Source organism: Allgaiera indica (assembly GCF_900106675.1).
In the GTDB taxonomy this organism is placed as follows: Bacteria; Pseudomonadota; Alphaproteobacteria; order Rhodobacterales; family Rhodobacteraceae; genus Acidimangrovimonas; species Acidimangrovimonas indica.
The window spans coordinates 294,436-312,022 of the sequence record NZ_FNOB01000001.1 but is presented as its reverse complement, the minus strand read 5'-3'; the positions used below and the strand labels follow the sequence as shown (position 1 = coordinate 312,022).

13 protein-coding genes are annotated in these 17,587 nt (G+C 65.2%); 8 read left to right on the top strand and 5 right to left on the bottom strand.

The window, feature by feature from the left end; all coding sequences use genetic code 11:
* Positions 1–21: 21 nt before the first annotated feature.
* Positions 22–2,601, top strand: a complete 2,580-nt coding sequence (locus tag BLV97_RS01440) for a tetratricopeptide repeat protein (protein WP_035841395.1) — start codon at positions 22–24, stop codon at positions 2,599–2,601.
* 260 nt (positions 2,602–2,861) lie between these two features.
* Here the strand turns inward: BLV97_RS01440 and BLV97_RS01435 are convergent, their stop codons facing one another.
* Complete coding sequence (locus tag BLV97_RS01435; protein ID WP_143037472.1) at positions 2,862–3,653, bottom strand: PEP-CTERM sorting domain-containing protein; 792 nt, start codon at positions 3,651–3,653, stop codon at positions 2,862–2,864.
* Positions 3,654–3,981: 328 nt separating this feature from the next.
* On the opposite strand from BLV97_RS01435, the gene BLV97_RS01430 reads away from it, so the two are divergent.
* The 3 genes from BLV97_RS01430 (at position 3,982) to BLV97_RS01420 (ending at position 6,729) form a co-directional block, all read left to right on the top strand.
* Positions 3,982–4,596 carry a polysaccharide biosynthesis/export family protein gene (locus BLV97_RS01430; RefSeq protein WP_143037471.1) on the top strand — a complete coding sequence of 205 codons (615 nt, stop codon included), beginning with the start codon at positions 3,982–3,984 and terminating at the stop codon, positions 4,594–4,596.
* A gap of 15 nt (positions 4,597–4,611) precedes the next feature.
* Positions 4,612–6,033, top strand: a complete 1,422-nt coding sequence (locus BLV97_RS01425) for a hypothetical protein (RefSeq protein WP_143037470.1) — start codon at positions 4,612–4,614, stop codon at positions 6,031–6,033.
* 84 nt (positions 6,034–6,117) lie between these two features.
* Complete coding sequence (locus tag BLV97_RS01420; protein WP_244520931.1) at positions 6,118–6,729, top strand: rhomboid family intramembrane serine protease; 612 nt, start codon at positions 6,118–6,120, stop codon at positions 6,727–6,729.
* A gap of 72 nt (positions 6,730–6,801) precedes the next feature.
* On the opposite strand, the gene BLV97_RS01415 is transcribed toward BLV97_RS01420, so the two are convergent.
* Entirely contained in the window at positions 6,802–8,886 is a 2,085-nt protein-coding gene (locus BLV97_RS01415; RefSeq protein ID WP_051646041.1) for a hypothetical protein, read from the bottom strand.
* Positions 8,887–9,156: 270 nt separating this feature from the next.
* On the opposite strand from BLV97_RS01415, the gene BLV97_RS21095 reads away from it, so the two are divergent.
* Positions 9,157–9,960 carry a glycosyltransferase family 25 protein gene (locus tag BLV97_RS21095; protein WP_035841990.1) on the top strand — a complete coding sequence of 268 codons (804 nt, stop codon included), beginning with the start codon at positions 9,157–9,159 and terminating at the stop codon, positions 9,958–9,960.
* Positions 9,961–10,027: 67 nt separating this feature from the next.
* On the opposite strand, the gene BLV97_RS01405 is transcribed toward BLV97_RS21095, so the two are convergent.
* The gene (locus tag BLV97_RS01405) at positions 10,028–11,842 is read right to left on the bottom strand and encodes an ABC transporter ATP-binding protein (protein ID WP_092163911.1); all 1,815 of its coding nucleotides are present in this window, start codon (positions 11,840–11,842) and stop codon (positions 10,028–10,030) included.
* A 247-nt stretch (positions 11,843–12,089) separates the two neighbouring features.
* Between BLV97_RS01405 and BLV97_RS01400 the strand changes: the two genes are divergently transcribed.
* Positions 12,090–13,157, top strand: a complete 1,068-nt coding sequence (locus BLV97_RS01400; protein ID WP_143037469.1) for a glycosyltransferase family 2 protein — start codon at positions 12,090–12,092, stop codon at positions 13,155–13,157.
* Here BLV97_RS01400 and BLV97_RS01395 read toward each other — a convergent pair.
* Positions 13,147–14,682, bottom strand: coding sequence for an O-antigen ligase family protein (locus tag BLV97_RS01395; RefSeq protein WP_035843244.1), 1,536 nt, complete (start codon positions 14,680–14,682; stop codon positions 13,147–13,149). The two genes, BLV97_RS01400 and BLV97_RS01395, sit on opposite strands and share 11 nt — an antisense overlap.
* A gap of 178 nt (positions 14,683–14,860) precedes the next feature.
* On the opposite strand from BLV97_RS01395, the gene BLV97_RS01390 reads away from it, so the two are divergent.
* Both BLV97_RS01390 and BLV97_RS01385 read left to right on the top strand, forming a co-directional pair.
* Positions 14,861–15,829 (top strand): glycosyltransferase family 2 protein, encoded by a 969-nt coding sequence (locus BLV97_RS01390; protein ID WP_051646099.1) that lies wholly within the window; start codon positions 14,861–14,863, stop codon positions 15,827–15,829.
* Entirely contained in the window at positions 15,826–16,761 is a 936-nt protein-coding gene (locus BLV97_RS01385) for a VirK/YbjX family protein (RefSeq protein ID WP_081825078.1), read from the top strand. The genes BLV97_RS01390 and BLV97_RS01385 overlap by 4 nt, the downstream gene beginning before the upstream one ends.
* A 9-nt stretch (positions 16,762–16,770) precedes the next feature.
* Here BLV97_RS01385 and BLV97_RS01380 read toward each other — a convergent pair whose 3' ends face one another.
* The gene (locus BLV97_RS01380; protein WP_035843248.1) at positions 16,771–17,586 is read right to left on the bottom strand and encodes a sulfotransferase; all 816 of its coding nucleotides are present in this window, start codon (positions 17,584–17,586) and stop codon (positions 16,771–16,773) included.
* Between the last annotated feature and the right edge of the window lies 1 nt (position 17,587).

Sequence of the window (17,587 nt, the reverse complement as noted above, 5' to 3'; positions counted from 1 at the left end):
GCCAGATTTCAGGAATCCCACATGACTTTTTCCCGCGCTGCCTTTCTTCTCCCGGTCTTCATGGTCGCCATGTTGGCGCTTGCGGGGTGCAAGACCAATGAAGAACGGGCGGCAGAGTATTTCCAAAGCGCCCAGAACTACGTTAGGTCTGGCGACTTCTCCCGCGCCGGAGTCGAGTTCCGCAATGCGATCCGCCTTGCGCCGGGCGATGACAAGGTCCGGATCGGCTTCGCCGAGATGCTTGAATCCGAGGGCAACCTTCCGGGGGCTTATCAACAATATGCCTCTCTGATCGAACATGACCCCAACAACATCACGGCGATCTCCGCGGCGGCGCGGCTGGCCGCCGAGCTGACCGATTGGAAGACGGCCGACGAACAGGCGCGGGCCGGCCTTGCGCTCAAGCCGGATGATGTGCAGCTGAAGGCCGTCGAGGTCGGGGTACGTTATGCCAAGGCGGTGTCGGCCCGCGATGACGCCGCGCGCGCAAAGGCCGCGACGGACGCGCGCGACCTGATCAAGAAGCTTCCCCGAAATCTGATGCTTTGGCGCATCGTCATCAACGACGAGATGCGTTCGCAACGCTACGATGCCGCGCTGGAAAAGGTCGACGCCGCGCTGAAGATCGCGCCGAAGAACCGAACCTTCTATGCGCAGCGGCTAGCGATTCTCAGCGCGCTACGGGACGGGCCGGCGATCGAGGCCCAGCTCAAGAAGATGGTCGACATGTTCCCGGGCGACAACGCCGTGCAGCAAACCTTGCTGCGCTGGTATGTCTCGCAAGGCAAGATCGCCGAGGCCGAGGGTTACCTGAAGAGGCTTGCGGCCGAGGCGAAGCCCGCCCAACGGGCCAAGGCCGACATGACCCTTGTCGGTTTTATTCTGCAGTACCGTGGCCATGATGCCGCGCTGAAAGAGCTTGACCGGGTGATCGGCTCGGGCGACGTGCCGTCGGCCCCCGCCGCCGCCCCTGCCGCCGCCCCCGCCGCCAGCGCCGATGACACCAACGGAAATGCGGCCGATGCCGGCACCGATTTGACGTTGGAAAGCTTTCGCGCGCTGAAGGCGACGATCCTGTTCCAGAAGGGCGAGCGGGACCAAGGGCTGAAGTTGATGGATGCGATCGTCAAGACTGCGCCCGCCACGGACGAGACCCGCCGCATCGAGGTGACGCTGGCGAACATGCGCTACATGGCGGGCGACAGCGTGGGCGCGCGCGCCCTGGTCGAGAAAGTGTTGAGCCAAGACAAGGGCCAGACCGAGGCGCTGAAGCTCAAGGCCGGCTGGCTGATCGATACTGGCGACACCGACGAGGCGATCTCGCTTCTGCGCACGGCAATGGAGGCCAATCCCAACGATCCCAAGGCGATGACGCTGATGGCCCGCGCCTACGAGCGCAGCGGCAAGCCCGATCTTGTGGGCGACATGCTTGGCCAGGCGGTCGAGGCCTCGAACAGCGCCCCCGAGGAATCGCTGCGCTACGCGCGGTTCCTCGCGCAACAGGGAAAGGAAGTCTCGGCCGAGACCGTGCTGATCGACGCGCTGCGCCTGTCGCCCGACAACTTGCAGCTGCTGATCCCCTTGGGACAGATCTACATCGAGACGAAGGATTGGCCGCGCGCCGAGGGCGTGACGCGGCGCCTGAACGAGATCGGATCGCCCGAGGCCAAGGCGGCCGCGCTGAACATGACACCGGCAATCCTGGCCGGACGTCAGAACCTGGGGGCCGCGGTTTCCTATCTGGAAGGGCTTATCAAGGACGGTCAGGGCGGGATGGACGCCCAGATCGCGGTGATCCGGTCGTTCCTGACAGAGGGCAAGGTCGCTCAGGCGAAAGAGGCCGCCGCCAAGCTACTGGCCGAGAAGCCGGAGGACCCGGCACGTCTTTTCGTCCTGGCCTCGGTGCAGGCGGCGACCGGGGATGTGAAAGACGCCGAACAAGGCTATCGCAAGCTTCTTGCTGCAGATCCCGCGCGCGATCGCGTCTGGGTCGCGTTGATTCAGCTGCAGCGGGTCTCGGGGCAGGTCGCGGCATCGCATGCGACGTTGACCCAGGCGCTTGCGGCCGTACCGGATTCGTCGGCGCTTCTGGGCATCAAGGCCGCCGACGAAGAGAAGGCGGGCCGTATCGACGCCTCGATCGCGATCTACAAGAAGCTTTATGACAAGAACCCCAACAGCGTGCTGAATGCCAACAACCTTGCCAGCATGTTGTCGGACCATCGTGCGAGCGACCCGAAATCGCTGGGAGAGGCGCAGCGGATTGCGCGCCGTCTGGCGGGGACCAAGGTGCCGGCTTTCGCCGATACTTACGGCTGGATCGCCTATCAGCGCGGCAATCCGCAAGAGGCGCGGACCTATCTTGAACTGGCGGCGCAAGGAATGCCGCAAAGCCCGATCGTGCAATATCATCTGGCCGAAACCTACAAGGCGCTGGATGAGCACGACAAGGCCAAGGCTCAGTTCAAGAAGATCGTCGCCATGGTCGGGCCCGACGACACGCGCCCCTTCGTCCAGGCCGCGCGCAAGGCTCTGGCCGATCTCAAGCCCGCCGGCGATGGCGCGGAGGCGATGATACCCGCCAACGGTAGCGGCAACTAGGCCCCGCCAGCCTCCGGCTGCAACGAACGACGCCCCGGTGCCATGCCTCGGGGCGTTCGTTCTGGGTGTCGCCTTTGGCCCGTCGCCCGGCGCGACGGGGCGATTGCCGTTTCGGGGGATACATGCTGTGCGACCTGCCAATGCGTTTGCATGGAAGGGAATTGGAAGGGCTTTCGCGCGGCGGCGGGCGGCTTTTGCGGCCTGACGACTGCCCGTTTCGACCGCCCGTCAGGGCGCGGGCCGGAAATTCGGAGATCCGATCAGGTTGCAGGCCGTCTGCGCCGCCCGGCCATGACCAGCGCGCCCAGTCCGAGCAGCAGCATCGGCAATGTCGCCGGCAGTGGAACGACCGACGGCAGCGCAGCCCTGGACGTGCCCGAGGATGGGCCGCTTCCGCCGGTGATCGTCGGGTTGCCCGAACCCGACCCGACTAGACCCGTTCCGCCCGAGCCCGCCCCGACTAGGCCCGTTCCGCCCGAACCAGACCCGACTAGGCCCGTTCCGCCCGGACCGGCGGAGGTGAGGAGGTTTCCGGACGGAGCGCTAGTGCCGCCAAAGGGGTGCGCCCCGGCAAGCAGCGCGGTCCACGGTGGCGAGGACTTGGCGCTGCCTTGCAAGCCGCCTTGGGCCGGGCCGCGTGGTGGGCCGCCATAAAGGCCCGCCCCCCCCGCGATCAGCTTCTCGAAGATTTCGGCCGGGGTGAGCGTGCCGCCCGCTGACGTTCCGCCCTGGCCTCTGTCCTGGCCGTCGTGCAACCAACTGGCCAGGGAGCCCAGCAGCGTTCCCAGGTTGGCCACGCCATTGCCCGGCATCCATGTGAACGGGGCGCTGGGAAACGTATGGTGCAGCCAGTATAGGGCCGAGACGATCTGTGAAGTCTCGGTATCGCCCAAATGGCGCAGGCCCATCCCCACCGTCTCCGGCAGGCCGGACAGACGAGACGACGGTGTCGGCGCGGCCGCGCCCGCCGTGGCGCCCAAGGACAACGCCGCAGCCATGAAGAACGCCACCGCGCTACGCCGCGGATGCCACTGTTTCACCCAAATCAACATTTTGGCCCCCAATCCCAAACTGAGTCGCCGAATAACTTTGCCTTAATGTTGCCCAATATAGGGCGAAATCGCCATTTGTCATGCCAAGAATCTTCCGACAAAGCGTTCCTGCATCGGCAACAGTCCGGTCCACGCCGGCTTCGGCCGGGAAACGCGGCAACAGACGGCGCGCTTCACATGGCACACTTCACATGGCACGCGTCGGCCAGTGTCACCTTCGCGGCCGCGGGCCGCAACTGTTGCCCGACGATGACGCAAGGATGAACTTTGCTACGCAGAGAATTGTTTTTCTGTCGGAACTCCCGCATGATCGTCAAATTAAGAACAAGTGAGCGAAACCATGTTCAAAGCCATTCTTCGTCTGGCCATCGCGGCCATCTTCGCCGTGGTCGCCGTTTTGCCGGCCGCCGCAGCCTATCGCATCAAGCCTGGCGACACGTTGAAGATGCAGGTGCTTGAGGATTCGTCGCTCAACAGCGACCTGCTTGTGCTGCCCGATGGCTCGGTCACAGTTCCGTCAGTGGGCACGATCCAGGCCGCTGGTGACAGTATCGAAACACTGCGCAGCGTGATCGCCAAGCGACTCACCCCGAATTTTGCCACCACGCCGACGGTCTATCTGTCGATCGGAAGCCTTGCTCCCGTCAGGTCGGTCGGATCCGGGCGCGGGCAGATCGACGTCTACGCCATGGGTGAGGTCGCCAAGCCCGGCCTGGTCGAGGTCAGGCGCGGAACCACGCTGTTGCAGGCGCTGGCACAGGCCGGTGGGCCGACCCCCTATGCCGCGACCAAGCGCATCCAGCTGCGCCGCAGTTTCAAGAACGGCCAAAGTCAGATCCTGCATTTCGACTACAAGGCGCTGATGTCCGGCGCAGCGGTTCCGACGATCGTGCTGCAACGCGGCGATGTCATCATTGTGCCGACCCGGCGGTTGTTCGAGTAAGGCACGGTGATGGGGGTGATCAGGCGCAGAGGGACGGCCCGCAAGACAATCATCGTGGCGGTGGCCTGCACGGCCGCCGCGGTTGGGGTATTGCCGCGGGCCGACGCGCAGCAGGCCTCGGACGTCCCGGCGAATCAGGCGCCGCCGCCACGGCTGGTGCTGAATTTCGGCACCAGGCTGAACCACGAATCCAATTACAAACTGACGATCCCGGCGCGGGCGGTCACCACCTTCGACACTACCCTGGGGCTGCACTTCAACAGCACCACTCATATCCAGAGGCTGAGCTTTTCTCTTTCGGCGCTTGGCCGGTTGTCAAGCGATGGCGCGGTGGCGGAAAGCGGGTTGCATGAACCCGCGGCGCGGCTGTCCTACAGCCGGGAAACAAAGGATGCGCGGCTGAAGATCGACGGAAGCTACATGCGCCGGCCCACGTCGCAAAGCATCGGCTACACGACGCTGCCGGATGGTTCTCTGTCGCCGCAACCGATCGTTTCGAGCGGTACCGTCAGCACCGCATCCGCGCGACTGGGGTTCGAGACCGGGCTACGTGCGCCGGTCGGCTTCGGGCTGAACCTGGAGGGTTACAACCGCCTCTATAGCGGCACGACCGATCCCAACGCCTATGACGTGCGCACGCGTTCGGCGAATGCGGTGCTCAAGCTGCATCCCAGCAAGGTGGTCGAATACGACCTCGGCCTGATCTGGAGCCGCGAACATGATACCAACGCGCTGCTTACCCGGCGGCGCAGCTCCGGCGCCTATGTCGGGGTCAGCCGCGCGCTGTCGCCCGTCCTATCCCTGTCGGGGCAGTTGGGATATCAGCGGTCGGAAACCGATTTCGTCGCGACCGGGACAAGCCAGATATCCAAGGGTGCCTATGGCAATCTCAGCCTCACGCGCGACACGCGGACCGGCAGCCAGGGCGTGACATATACGGCGGCGCGCGACAGCATCGGCCTGCGCAACACGCTAAGCCTCGACGCCAAGACGACACTTCGCGACGGGGCCCAGCTTTCGGCCAGGATTGGCGCCGCGGCGCGACCGGGTCATGCCGCGCAACTGGTGGGAAAGCTGCGCTATGATGGCAAGTTGCCCGATGCCAAATACGCCGTCAGCATCGACCGGCGGGTTGGGCTGAATGCCAACGACGTCGATGTCGCCGAACTGCATGTCGGCGCCAGCTACACTCATTCAATCAACGCGCTGTCGAATCTGGCGCTTAGCCTGGACTGGGCGCGGGTGGGCAGTGCTGGCTATGGCAGTTATCCGACCACGAAGCGCCAGACCGTGGAGGTTGTCTATTCGCACGAATTGGCCAAGGGCTGGAACTTGAACGCCGGGGTCCAACACCGTCGGCAAGAAAGCAGCGCGGGCACCGCACGGTCAAATGGGGCTTTTCTCAGCATCGGGCGAAGCTTCACGCTGCTGCCCTGAACGCCACCCGATCGTGGGATGCCCCGAAAGGACATGATGGCCGTTGTGCCCCAGTTTCCAAGCCGCCTGAGGGATGTGCCGCTGGTGATCTGGGTCATACTGATCGCCGACAGCTTGCCCGAACTGGTGCTCGAAGGGGCCGGCGCGGGGCTTTGGGGAAGCCCGCGCTGGCGAGATCTGGCCTATAGCTGGGCGGGGTTCTGGCCCGGGCTGCTGCACAACTGGCAACCCAACTATCCGAGTCAGGCCCTTGCGATGTTCGTCACCTATGGCTTCGTGCATCTGGGTATCACTCATCTGCTGGGGAACATGCTGGTGCTGGTCTGGCTCGGTCTGCCGGTGGTTTCGCGGGTGGGCAGCGGCCGCTTCCTGATGATCTACTTCATGTCGATGATCGGCGGCGGGCTTGGCTATGCGCTTCTGTCGTCGGGACTGACGCCGATGGTCGGCGCTTCGGGGGCGCTGTTCGGCCTGGCCGGGGCCTGGGTCGCCTGGGAATATGTCGACCGCTTCACCGCAGGCCAGATGCTTTGGCCGGTGCTGCGCATCGTGGCGCTTCTGGCGGCGCTGAATCTTGTGTCATGGTGGGCCACGGGGGGGCATCTGGCCTGGCAGACCCATCTGGGCGGCTTCGTCGCGGGCTGGATCGCGGCGCTTCTGGCTGACCCGCGGCCCCGCCCGGGCGAGGCTCCCTGAACCGGCTGGACCACCCGCGGTGCCTTGCCCCGTCGCCTCGGCGGCCTTGTCGGCCGGGCTTCCTTGCCGCAGCTAGCGGTGCAGCATCTCGGCCAGCGTCCGTGTCGCGCCGCCATCGAAGACGAAGGTCTGGATGTTGAGCACATAATCCGACACCCCCGGCCCGGTCAGACGATACCCTGCGGCTTCGGGCACAAGGCGGTATTGGTCGGGCCTGCCGGCCAGCAGCACGGTGTTCGTGCCGCCGCCACCGTTCAACCCGTCTGCCCCGGTGCCCGGCACCAGCGTGTCGTTCCCGGACCCGCCGATCAGGAAATCCTGTTTGCCGGTGCCGGTCAGCCGCGTGCCGTTCGGACCGGCGATCCTGATCACGCCCTGTTGATAGCGCGCCCCGCCACCATCGCCGAACCAGGCCTTCGAGCTTTGGTTGCGCCGGATCAGCAGGTCGGCCCGGGGATTGCTGTCGCCAAGAGCGGCGAACAACCCCCAAGATCCCCATTTCGACGGCGCCCCCACGTCCGAATATTGCATGAACGGCCCGTCGCCGATCTTCGCCCAGCCGTCCCACAGCGCGTCATACAGCATCGCCATGTCCGGGCTGCGGATATAGCTGGTCAGGAAACGGGTCAGCCCGGCAAGGTCGTCCTTCTTCAGCCCTCGTACCGCGAAGGCCTGCTGTATGTGCTGCCCGCCCTCATATGCGACGAGCTTGAGCTTGTATCGGTCGGCGATCTTCTTGACGCCCTGCCAGCGCGCTTCGATGCGAGGGATCGAGGTTGGATAGGACGGGTCGCTTAGCTTCGAGGTCAGCCAACGGCCGGTTGCGGCGGGGCTTTGGCTCTGGATCCGTTCCAGCAACTGGGCGCGCAGCTTCGCGTCCGCCACGACCGCGCCTCCGAAGTAGGTCGTCACGGCAAGCGACGAAAAGACCGTCGGCGGCGCGACGAAGGACGCGGGCTCATGCTTCTTCCACAGCGGGGCGGTCAGTTCCTGCTCGGCCTGCCAGAGGTTGCCGTTCTGCACCCCCATCACGTTGTCCACGCGCTTGCGCGCCTGGGCGCCAAAGACATCGTTCCAGATCAGCGCGACCTCGGTGGCGCGCTTGGCGGCGTAATTGGCCCTTGCGCCGCCCCCGGTCTCGCCCCAGTCGGCCTTTGCCTGGGCGATCAGCCAGCGGGTCTGGCTAAAGGCCCAATTCCAGATTTCGTTGGAATACTCCACATGTGCCACAAGATCGGGGTCGAGGTGGTCGCGCACATAGGTGGCGAAGTTGCGCACATAGGTATCCGAGGCCTTTGCCGGCATGTTGAACCAGGGCTCGGCCCCGGTCTGGTTGGCAAGTTGCACCATCACCTCGACCGGGACGCCCTTATCCATCCAGGTCGCGTCCTGCGGCGTCGGGCGCTGCGACCAGGTCTCGATCTGGGAACCATTGGTCGCCATCCAATCCATGAAGCGCAATTCGCGCGCATCCGCGACGACCTTCAGCCAATCGGGGTTGAAGATCTCGCCAGCCTGATAGAGCCCTTCGTATTTCTGCGGCACGATGGCGATATCGCGGATATAGTCGCCCGTCCCCTTCGGATCGGTTGCGGTGATATCCAGCGCCATCTGCGTCCCGGTCGGATTGTCGAAGACGATGCGTCCCGGTCGCGACCGGATCACCCGCACGCTGCCCAGCTTTAGCCGAATCGACCCCTCGCCCTTGTATGTCAGTACATAGGTGCCGGCGCGTGACTTGGCCTCTTGCGACCCCGCCAGATCCTTGCCACCCCAGGCCCAGATCGTGCCGATCGATTCCAGCCCCCGCGGAATGCGTTTGGGCCAGCCCTTCGCGTCCAGATAGCCGCCCTCCTGCAGTTGGTGGGTGGTCATCGCGTTCCACTTCGCCCGGCTATGCCCGATCCAGGGGCGCATCATGTGGGCGATGTTCAGGAACGGCATCTCCGGCGACCAGTCGGAGATGCCCGTCAGCCCGTAGGCCAGCGTCGGATTGCGCAGCCCCACGCCTGCCGGCAACGCCTCTGCCCAGGCGCCGCCTCCCATCCCCAGCAGGGTCACGGCGGCAAACGCGGCGATCAGGCCGCGCTTTTCGCGACGCCTCTTGCGGTGTGCGTTCGCGGCGGGCGTGTGCCGCGTCGGGTGGGGCGGAAACATTTGGGCAACCTCATTATTGGACCCGCGCGGCGCCGCGCGCCGGTCCGGGCGACCAGGATGGCGAAATCTAGCACGCCCGACCCGTGCGGGACAGGCAGCACCCTACGACAGCTTGGAAACTGCGCAAAGGTTCGCCATGATGCGGATCGACGGATCATGCACCAGACGAGGCCCCGGCTCCGGAGCGACCATGAAGATGCGCGCAGATCTCTACCCCCCGTACCGAACGGGCGAATCCTTTCCCTGCCCGCCCGGGACAAGGGGTGCGACATGACCATGACCAGGGGTGGTACGGGCACAGAGGCGGGCACAGCGCCCGGCGCGGTGGATATCTACAAGATCGGCGCCCGCCCGCTGTCGGCAGATGAACGCGACATGGGCGTCCGGCCGATGGCGCCGGTGATCGGGGCCGAACTTCCGACACTTGCCTATTTCACGCATATACTGGGCAATTTCCGCGACACTGGTGAACTGCTTGCCCCGGCGGAGGTGGGCTGTGCCCTGAGCCATCTGTCGGTCTATGAAGAGATCGTGCGCAGCGGACGGGCCGCCATCATCCTGGAGGAGGATATCTCGCCGCGACGCGATCAATTGGTGGCGGCGCTGGATTTCGCGGCGCAGACCCGGCTGCCTTTCGTGCATCTGGGCTGGCACCCCCAGGCGCGACGGGGGGTCTATTTCCTAGGCCGCCACGATGCGCGGGCCAGCGCGATCCTGGTCGACCCGGCCAGGCATTTCTTCGGGGCCTTCGCCTATTACCTGTCGCCTGCCGCGGCACGCGAATTGCTGGCGTTTCAGACCGAGACGCTGCGCAAGGCGGATTACTGGAGCCTGTTCTTCGACAGCGCCTCCTTCGCGCCCTATTTCCGGCCCTTCTTCACCCACCCTGAGGCGCGCGGAGCCCTGGATGGCCAGCGTCAGCGTGCTGCGCGCTGGAAACCCCGCGCGACATCGCGGTCGCTGGGGCGGTTTCTGCGCGCCCGTGCGCGGCTTCGGTGGCGAAAGTGGTTTCGAGGATACCGCCCGGTCGATGCCGCCTATGTTGCGCGCTGCTTCCCGCAGGATCTGCGCTGACCCGCCAACCGGGCGCGACCGTTCCAGCCGGGACGAGATCCGCGACAGGCGCCGCCGTGCTGGGCCTTCAGCCGACCCGCGCAATCTTGCGAAAACCAGCGTTGCCTTCGATCAGCGCGTCCCAGCAGTCGAACCCGGCGACCCGGCCATGATCAAGCATCAGGATGCGGTCGCAGTTCTGCAGTGTCGTCAGCCGATGGGCAATGATCAGCACGGTCTTGTCGCCGGGCAGGTTGTCGATCGCCTCCATCACCTCATGCTCGGTGACATTGTCGAGCGCACTCGTGGCCTCGTCGAAGACGATCAGATCCGCGTCGTGATACATCGCCCGGGCGATCCCGATGCGCTGACGCTGGCCACCCGACAGCCGCACCCCGCGTTCTCCCACCGTCGTGTCGTAGCCCTGCGGCAGTTCCTCGCGGATGAAACGGTCGAGCCGCGCGATCTCGGCGGCGCGGCGCACGCGGGCATGGTCGATCTCTTCGGGCAGGGAGCCGAGGGCGATGTTCTCGGCGATCGTCGAATCGGTCAGGAAGATGTCTTGCGGCACATAGCCGACACTTTGCTGCCAGGCGCGGACGTTGTCCTCGGTGATCTCGACACCGTCGACCGTCATGCGCCCTGCGGTCGGCTGCAGCAGGCCAAGCAAAAGGTCCGCCAGCGTGGTCTTGCCCGCGCCGCTGGACCCGACGATGCCGATCTTCTCGCCCGCCTGGATCGACAGCGAGACCCCCTCCAGCCCCTGGGCCTCGGCGGCGGGATAGCGATAGGCGACCTGGTCGAGGACAAGCGCGTGTTTCAGCGGCAGCGCGTGGTCGGGCGTCGCGGCCAGGGGACCGCTCATTCCCTTTTCGATAAGATCCTCATGGATCGACTCGATCGCCGCGCGGGCGAATTTGAGCCGGGTCAGCCCGCCGTAGAGTTTCTGCAATTCGGGCATCATCTTCTGCCCCGCGAAGGCGAAGACGCCAAGCAGCGGAAGGATGCCGCCAAGGGCCCTTCCCGACGCCAGCCCCTCTGGGTCGACCAGCAGCAGGCACAGCAGGATCATCCCGCCGAAGGCCACGATCTGCATCGCATATTGCGGCAACTGGCTGCTCAGGGTCGAAATGCGCAGGCTGCGCGCCATGCGCAGGGACGGGGTGTCGAAGCGGCGCACATAGGCCGCCTCGCGCCCCAGCAGCTTGATGTCCTTGGCGCCACCGAAGGCCTCGCTGACGATGCGGAACCGCGCCTTGTTGGTCTCGGCCCGGACCTCTCCCTCGCGTTTCACGATCCGATGGCTGAGCATGTAGGTCGTGCCATATAGCCCGCCAAGGATCGCGAAGGCTGCCAGCGCCACCACGGGGTTGACCCAGATCAGCAGGGCGACGATCACCGAAATGGTCAGCAGCGAGGTGATGACATCGGCGGCGGGGGTCAGGAACTGCCCCACGACGACTTGCACTTCGGATAGAACCTGGGTGCTGAGGTTACCGGAATTGGCGTTGAGGAAGAACTCGTAGCGCTGGCGCAGATAGGCGGTCAGCAGACGGTGGCTGAAGGTATGCATCCGCATCGTCGTGTAGCGCGCGACGACAAGCGTCCGGAATATCTGCAACAGGTTCGATAGCAGGATGATCGCCAGCGACCCGACCCCCAGCCCGATCAGGAAGGCATAGTCCGAGGTGAAGCCACCGGTTCTGTAGGCCCAGGCGAAGACCGCGTTCTGATGGATGCGGCCGGGGTCCGACAGGACCGAAAGGAACGGCATGACCGAGCCGACCATCAGCGCCGACGAAAAGGCCGAGACCACGACGACGATCAACACGATCCACGCATTGCGGCGCTCGCGCCGGTCCAGCAGTTCCCAGGCCTTTTTCCAGAGCGCGAAGTCAATCATATGTCGCCGTCGAATCACTTTCACCGGCACCGTGCGGGGCCTTGAGTATCTTGTTCATCCGGCGCCTGAATTTCGCCTCTGGTCATTCCATAGCATTCCCGAGGATGCGGCTCAACTCGGCTGAGGTAGCGGGTGCGTTGGCGGATCGGCTGCGGTCGATGGTCCGGCGCGCGCTCGATTCCCGCGCTTGTGTTGAAGTGCGGCTTTCGCTCATGATGGCGCAGGAGCATTCGCGCAGAGGATTTTCATGACGCATTTGGCAATTGCGCTCCTGACGCATAATGAAGCAACCCATGTCCCGAAATTATTTCAGGATTTGCGCCGTCAGACCGTTTTCGACGCTCATGGCCCGGCCGATCGGATCGACCTTTTCGTGGTGGCGAACGGCTGCACCGATTCCACCCTGGAACGAAGCCGCGAGTGGGTGGCGCGGCTGAAGTTCCCCGATTTCGTGCGCTTCCACCCGGTCGAACTGGAGATCGCCAGCAAGACCAACGCCTGGAACGTGTTCATGCATGACCTGCTTCCCGATGGCGTCGATGTGGTCTGCTTGCTCGACGGGGATATCAGATTGCCGCAGGCCGATCTGATCGCGGGCGGCATCGCAGCGCTTGCGGCCCATGCCGAAGCGATCATCGCCAGCGACGTGTCGGTCAATGATTACACCGGGGCCGCGCGGCTGAATCCGATGCGGCTGCTCAACCGCGTCTTCCAGCGCCCGCCCGGGGCGACCAAGGGCATGTGCGGGCAGTTCTACTGTGCCCGCGCGCCGCATTTCCGCAAGATCGTGCTGCCGGTGGGCCTGTTGTCCCAAGATGGCTATCTGGGGGCGATGGTGGCGACGGATGCGCTGACGCGGCTTCCCGGCCCGCCGGGGCGGATCGTCAATGTCCCGGGCGGATATCACCTGCATCCCGCCTATGTCAGCCTTGCCCGGATGTATCGTTTCCAGAAGCGGCAGGCGATCGGCACCGCGCTCAACCGCCTGATTTACCAGGAAATGGAAAAGATGCCCGCGGGGTACGACCTGCGCATGGCCGAAATCGCACGCCGCAACCGGGCCGATCCAGATTGGGTCCGGCAATTGATCGCGGCGCGCGCAAGGGAAACCCGGTCCTTCGTGCCGCGCAGCTATGTCTTCCGGCGCTTTCACGCCGTGCGCAACGCCGGGTTCAAGGCCGGGCTGAAATGGCTCGTGATGCCGCTGGCGGTGCTGTTTGACTATGTGACCGCCCATTACGCGAATGCCGAGATCCGCAGTCTCTCGGTCGGGTCGGTGCAGGCGAATCAGGGCAAGTTCAAGATCAGGCAGTAGCCCTTGTCGGGGGCCGCGGAGGGGCACGGCGCGCAGGCGGGCCTTCCGGCGGCGCTTTGGCTGCCTCCCGACGCGCTAGCCAGCCGGTCAAGGCGCCCGCGATCATCCAGGTGACCGGGGTCAGCGTCGCGTTCGGGATCATGTCGATCAGATTGGCCGTCAGCACCACCGAAAGGCCCACGGTCGCCGGTGGAAGCCCCGACCCCCTGCGCCTTAGGGCGATCAGGAAGATCGGGATCGTCAGCAAGCCGAAGTTGGCGATATATCCCAACCAGCCGGAATCGCTCATGACGATGATCCACATGCCATCGGTGACGGAAATGTCGCGCCCGTGTTCGCTATAGACGCGCCCGCGGCCCCAGCCGCCCCAGCCCGCAAGGGGTTTCTGGCGCGCATGGGCAAGCAGCCGGTCCTCGTTGACCAGCCGAAATTCCAGCGATCGCGCACGCTCGGGCGAATAGGATTCCGCCGCGGCGACGAATCGGTTGACCGGGATAAGATCGGCGTGGCGCAACGCGGGATATGTCAGGATCACGGCGGCGATGATCGCCGTGGCCACCACCTGCGCGCGCGGCGAGAACAGCAGCGCGACAGGCAGCAACACCAGCGCCACGGCCAGCGCGCCGAGCGATTTCGCCAGGATCAGCGTGCCCAGCAGCCAGACCAGCGCGAACAGCCAGCGCGGCGCCTTCCGGTCGCCCTCGGCGCGGCAGGTCCTCCACAGGGCGGCGGCGGCAAGGATCGCCATGGCGAAATAAATCGCCAGCCACAGGCCGTGCTGCAGGAAGACCACGGGACGGAAGCCGCCGTCGCGCATCGCCTGGACGAATTGCTGCGCGAGAAACCCGTAGATGCGCCGCGCGAGCTGCGGGCTCATCCGGATCTCGTAGAGGGCGGGCAGCGTGTAGAACAACCCCCAAAGCACCAGTCCGATCAGCAGGTATTTATGCGCACGTTGGGTCGCCAGATAGCGGCGCGCCATCAAGAAAGGCAGGACCGAGATCAGCGAGGTCAGCGCGAAGGAAAATGCATCATAGAGCCTCAGGCCGGGCAGGACCCGCGGCCCGATGTCCACGGGCTGGGAATTGGTCAGGACCGACACGAACGGGGTCACGAACAGCAGCACCAGAAACATGTTGCTGATTCGGTTGCCCCCCGAACCGGTCGTTTCACCGGGTCCGGCCTTCTGCGTTTGCAGATGCGTCTGTCGCCGCGCCAGGGTCTCGCGCTGGCGTGTGAACGGGGTTCTGCCGGCACGATCCGCGACCGTCGCGGAACCCCGCGCCGTCGCGCGCTCTGGCGGGGCCGGGACGAGCATGGCCATGATCAGCGCCGACAGCACCGGAACCAGCGTCTTGTCATAGGTGGGCAGCACCGGCAGGTTGATGCCCACCCCGAAGGGCAGGAGCAGATAGCCCCCCAGAATCGACGCGATCAACGCCCGGTCGCGCGGCAGCGAACGGTACAGAAAGAACACGACGACCGGCCATAGGAAGAGCGCGACATAGGAAAATGTATTCGGCATGAAAAACGCGCCTGCCTGTTTGCGTACAGCTTCGCTGCCGTTTTTCTAGCAGGCGCGGCCGCGCTTGCCCACCGCGCAGTTTCGCCCAAGCTTTCAAGGGGCTTACAAAAACGACGCATCTGCCCTATAGAAACCCTATTCATTCCTTCTTGCCGCGGCGGGACGGCCGATTTGTAAAATGCGTTCTTCGGACCTGACCCTGACGGTCTCGATCATCAATTACCGGACCGGTGACATGACGCTGGCCTGCGTGGGCTCGGTGCTTGCCGATCTTGGCGATATCCCCGCCCGCGTGGTGGTTGTCGACAACCTCTCGAATGACGGATCGGCCGAACAGATCGAGGCTTGGATTGCCCAGCAGGGGCCCGAGGTTCCGGTTACGCTGGTGCGGTCGCCGACGAATTCGGGGTTTTCGGGAGGGCACAACCAGGGAATGGCCGCGGCGCCGGCCGATTTCTACCTGATCCTCAATTCCGACGCGCTGATTCGTCCAGGGTTCTTCGCGGCCCTGCTCGACGCCGCAAAGGCCCATCCCCGCGCCGGTCTTCTGGCTCCGCGGCTCGAAGACGACGACGGTACCCGGCAGGTCAGCTGTTTTCGCTTCCCCTCGCCGGCAAGCGAGTTGATCCGGGGGGCGAGCACGGGCGTGGTCACGCGGGTGCTTGGACGTTTCGCGGTGCCGCTGGCCATGCCGCCGGCGCCCGATCAGATCGAGTGGGCCAGCTTCGCCTGCATCCTGCTGCGCAAGGAGATGGTCGCGGCAATAGGACCGATGGACGAGGGCTATTTCCTTTATTTCGAGGATACCGAATATTGCCTGCGCGCGCGCCGCGCCGGATGGCGCATCGCCTATATCCCCCAGGCCCGCGCCGTGCACTTCCGCGGCGGCAGCGCGCCGGTCAAGACCCTGGCACGCGAGCGCAAGCGCCTGCCGGGCTATTACTATGCCTCGCGCGCCCGGTTTCTGCGCCAGGCCCATGGTCGGGCCGGGCTTTGGGCCGCCAATCTGATGTGGCATCTGGGCCGGGCTCTTGCGCAGGTGCGTCGCGTGGCGGGAAAGGCCGTGCCCGCCCCCAATGCACGCGAGGCGCGCGATATCTGGATCAATGCCTTCCGCCATTCCGGCGACAGCCGCGCGGCAAGATGAACCACAGCCCCCCTTCCGTGGCGCCGCGCGTGCTGTGGCGGCTGTTGGCCGAGATCTTCCCGGGCGGCTCGCGCACGGCGTGGAAGCTGCGGCTGCGCGGCTTCGCCATCGGCCTGCGTCACCGCTGCCGGGTGGGGCGTATCGTCAACGCGCCCGCAGGCAGCGAGATGCAGCGTCTCGTTCGGGAACGCCCCGAGATGCTGGGGGCGCTGGTCTGGCCCTATCTCTGCGCCGGCTGGGACGCGCGCGAACGCCTGCGCCGGATCGCCGCCCATTACCAGGAAATCGACCGCCTCGGCCCGCCCTACGCCTTCTCGGTCCACGAACGACTGACCCTCGCGCGCGTCGGACCGCCAGAGCTTGGCGCCGCGCTAGTCCTCGACCAGCCGCACTGGTTCCTGCGCGAGGGGGGACTGGTCCTCAATCTGTTCTTGGGCAATTTCCGCGCCTTCTGCCTTGCCTTTTCGCTGATCCGCGAAGGGGACGAACTGATCGCGGTGATCGGCGGCCTCCAGGGCCGCAACCGCGAGGGCGTTCTGGACATCTACCGCGACCTGACCAAGGAGATGCACGGCCTGCGCCCGCGCGATCTGCTGATCGAGGTGTTCCGCATGCTTTGCCGCGAGATGGGCGTCACCCGGATCGAGGCCGTGGCGGATGCCTGCCGCCACCACCATCACCCCTATTTCAAGGGCAAGAAATCCGACACCCACCAGGATTACGATGCGGTCTGGGAAGACCGCGGCGGCACCCGCCTGGGCAAGTGTTTCTTCGAATTGCCGGTCTCGCCCGAACGTCGCGATCTGGAAACGGTGAAACCCAAGAAGCGCCCGATGTACCGCCGCCGCTTCGAGTTTCTCGACGCGCTGGAGGCGGAAATCTCTGCGCGACTCCCGCAGCTTCGGCCCGAAGCCGCGGTCGACGCCGACTAGCCGCGCGATTCAGCCCGTGGCGCGTTCCGCCGCCGCGCGCAGCAAGGCCTCATGATGCGTACCGCGCACGGCATCGAGGCAGGCGTCGAAATTCTCGATGACCTCGGTGATCGGTTGGGTGATGATCTTGCGCATCCGGGTGCGGGGCCTGATCGGCGCGACCCCCAGGAAGGCGAAGGCGTCGTGCATGATCGCCGCGCGGGTATCCTCGTCGCGGTAGAGGTCATCATACTGGATGACATATTTCGCGTCCTCGGGCAGACGCGCGATGATCTGTTCGAGGCTGGCGTTCTCGGTCTCGATCGCGCGCAGAAGGTCCGCGATCCTGGCCGGATCGATGGTCAGGCCGCCGCTGCCGCGATCGTCGTCGTCGCCGCCGACCTTGACCACCCCGGTCGCCCCGAGCCGCGCGTTCGAAACCATCCGGTCCACCACATTGCGCCGCACCAGCGCGATCACCTTCATTCCCGGTCGGTGCAGGACGCGTTCCGATATGCCGTAGCGCTGGAAGTTGAGCGAGAATTCCTTCACCCCGATCGTCCGGACCTGGGCAAGCCGCTTGATCTCGTCCTGCTTGCCCTCGCGGCGCTTGCGCAGGTTGCGCTCGGCATTGGCGAGGTTGCGCAGCAGGCGTGAGGTCAGGATCCATTGCACGAACGCCTCGTCCGAACGCCACAGGAAGGGCGCCCTGTTCTTGAGCTTGCGCATTTTCGTCCAGTGGCCCAGCACCTCGCCGTAATTCAGCACCTCGGGGCTTTGGTTGAGCATGTCGCACAGCGTGTTGCTGCCGCTGCGGCCAAGGGTCAGAACGATATGATTGCGCATC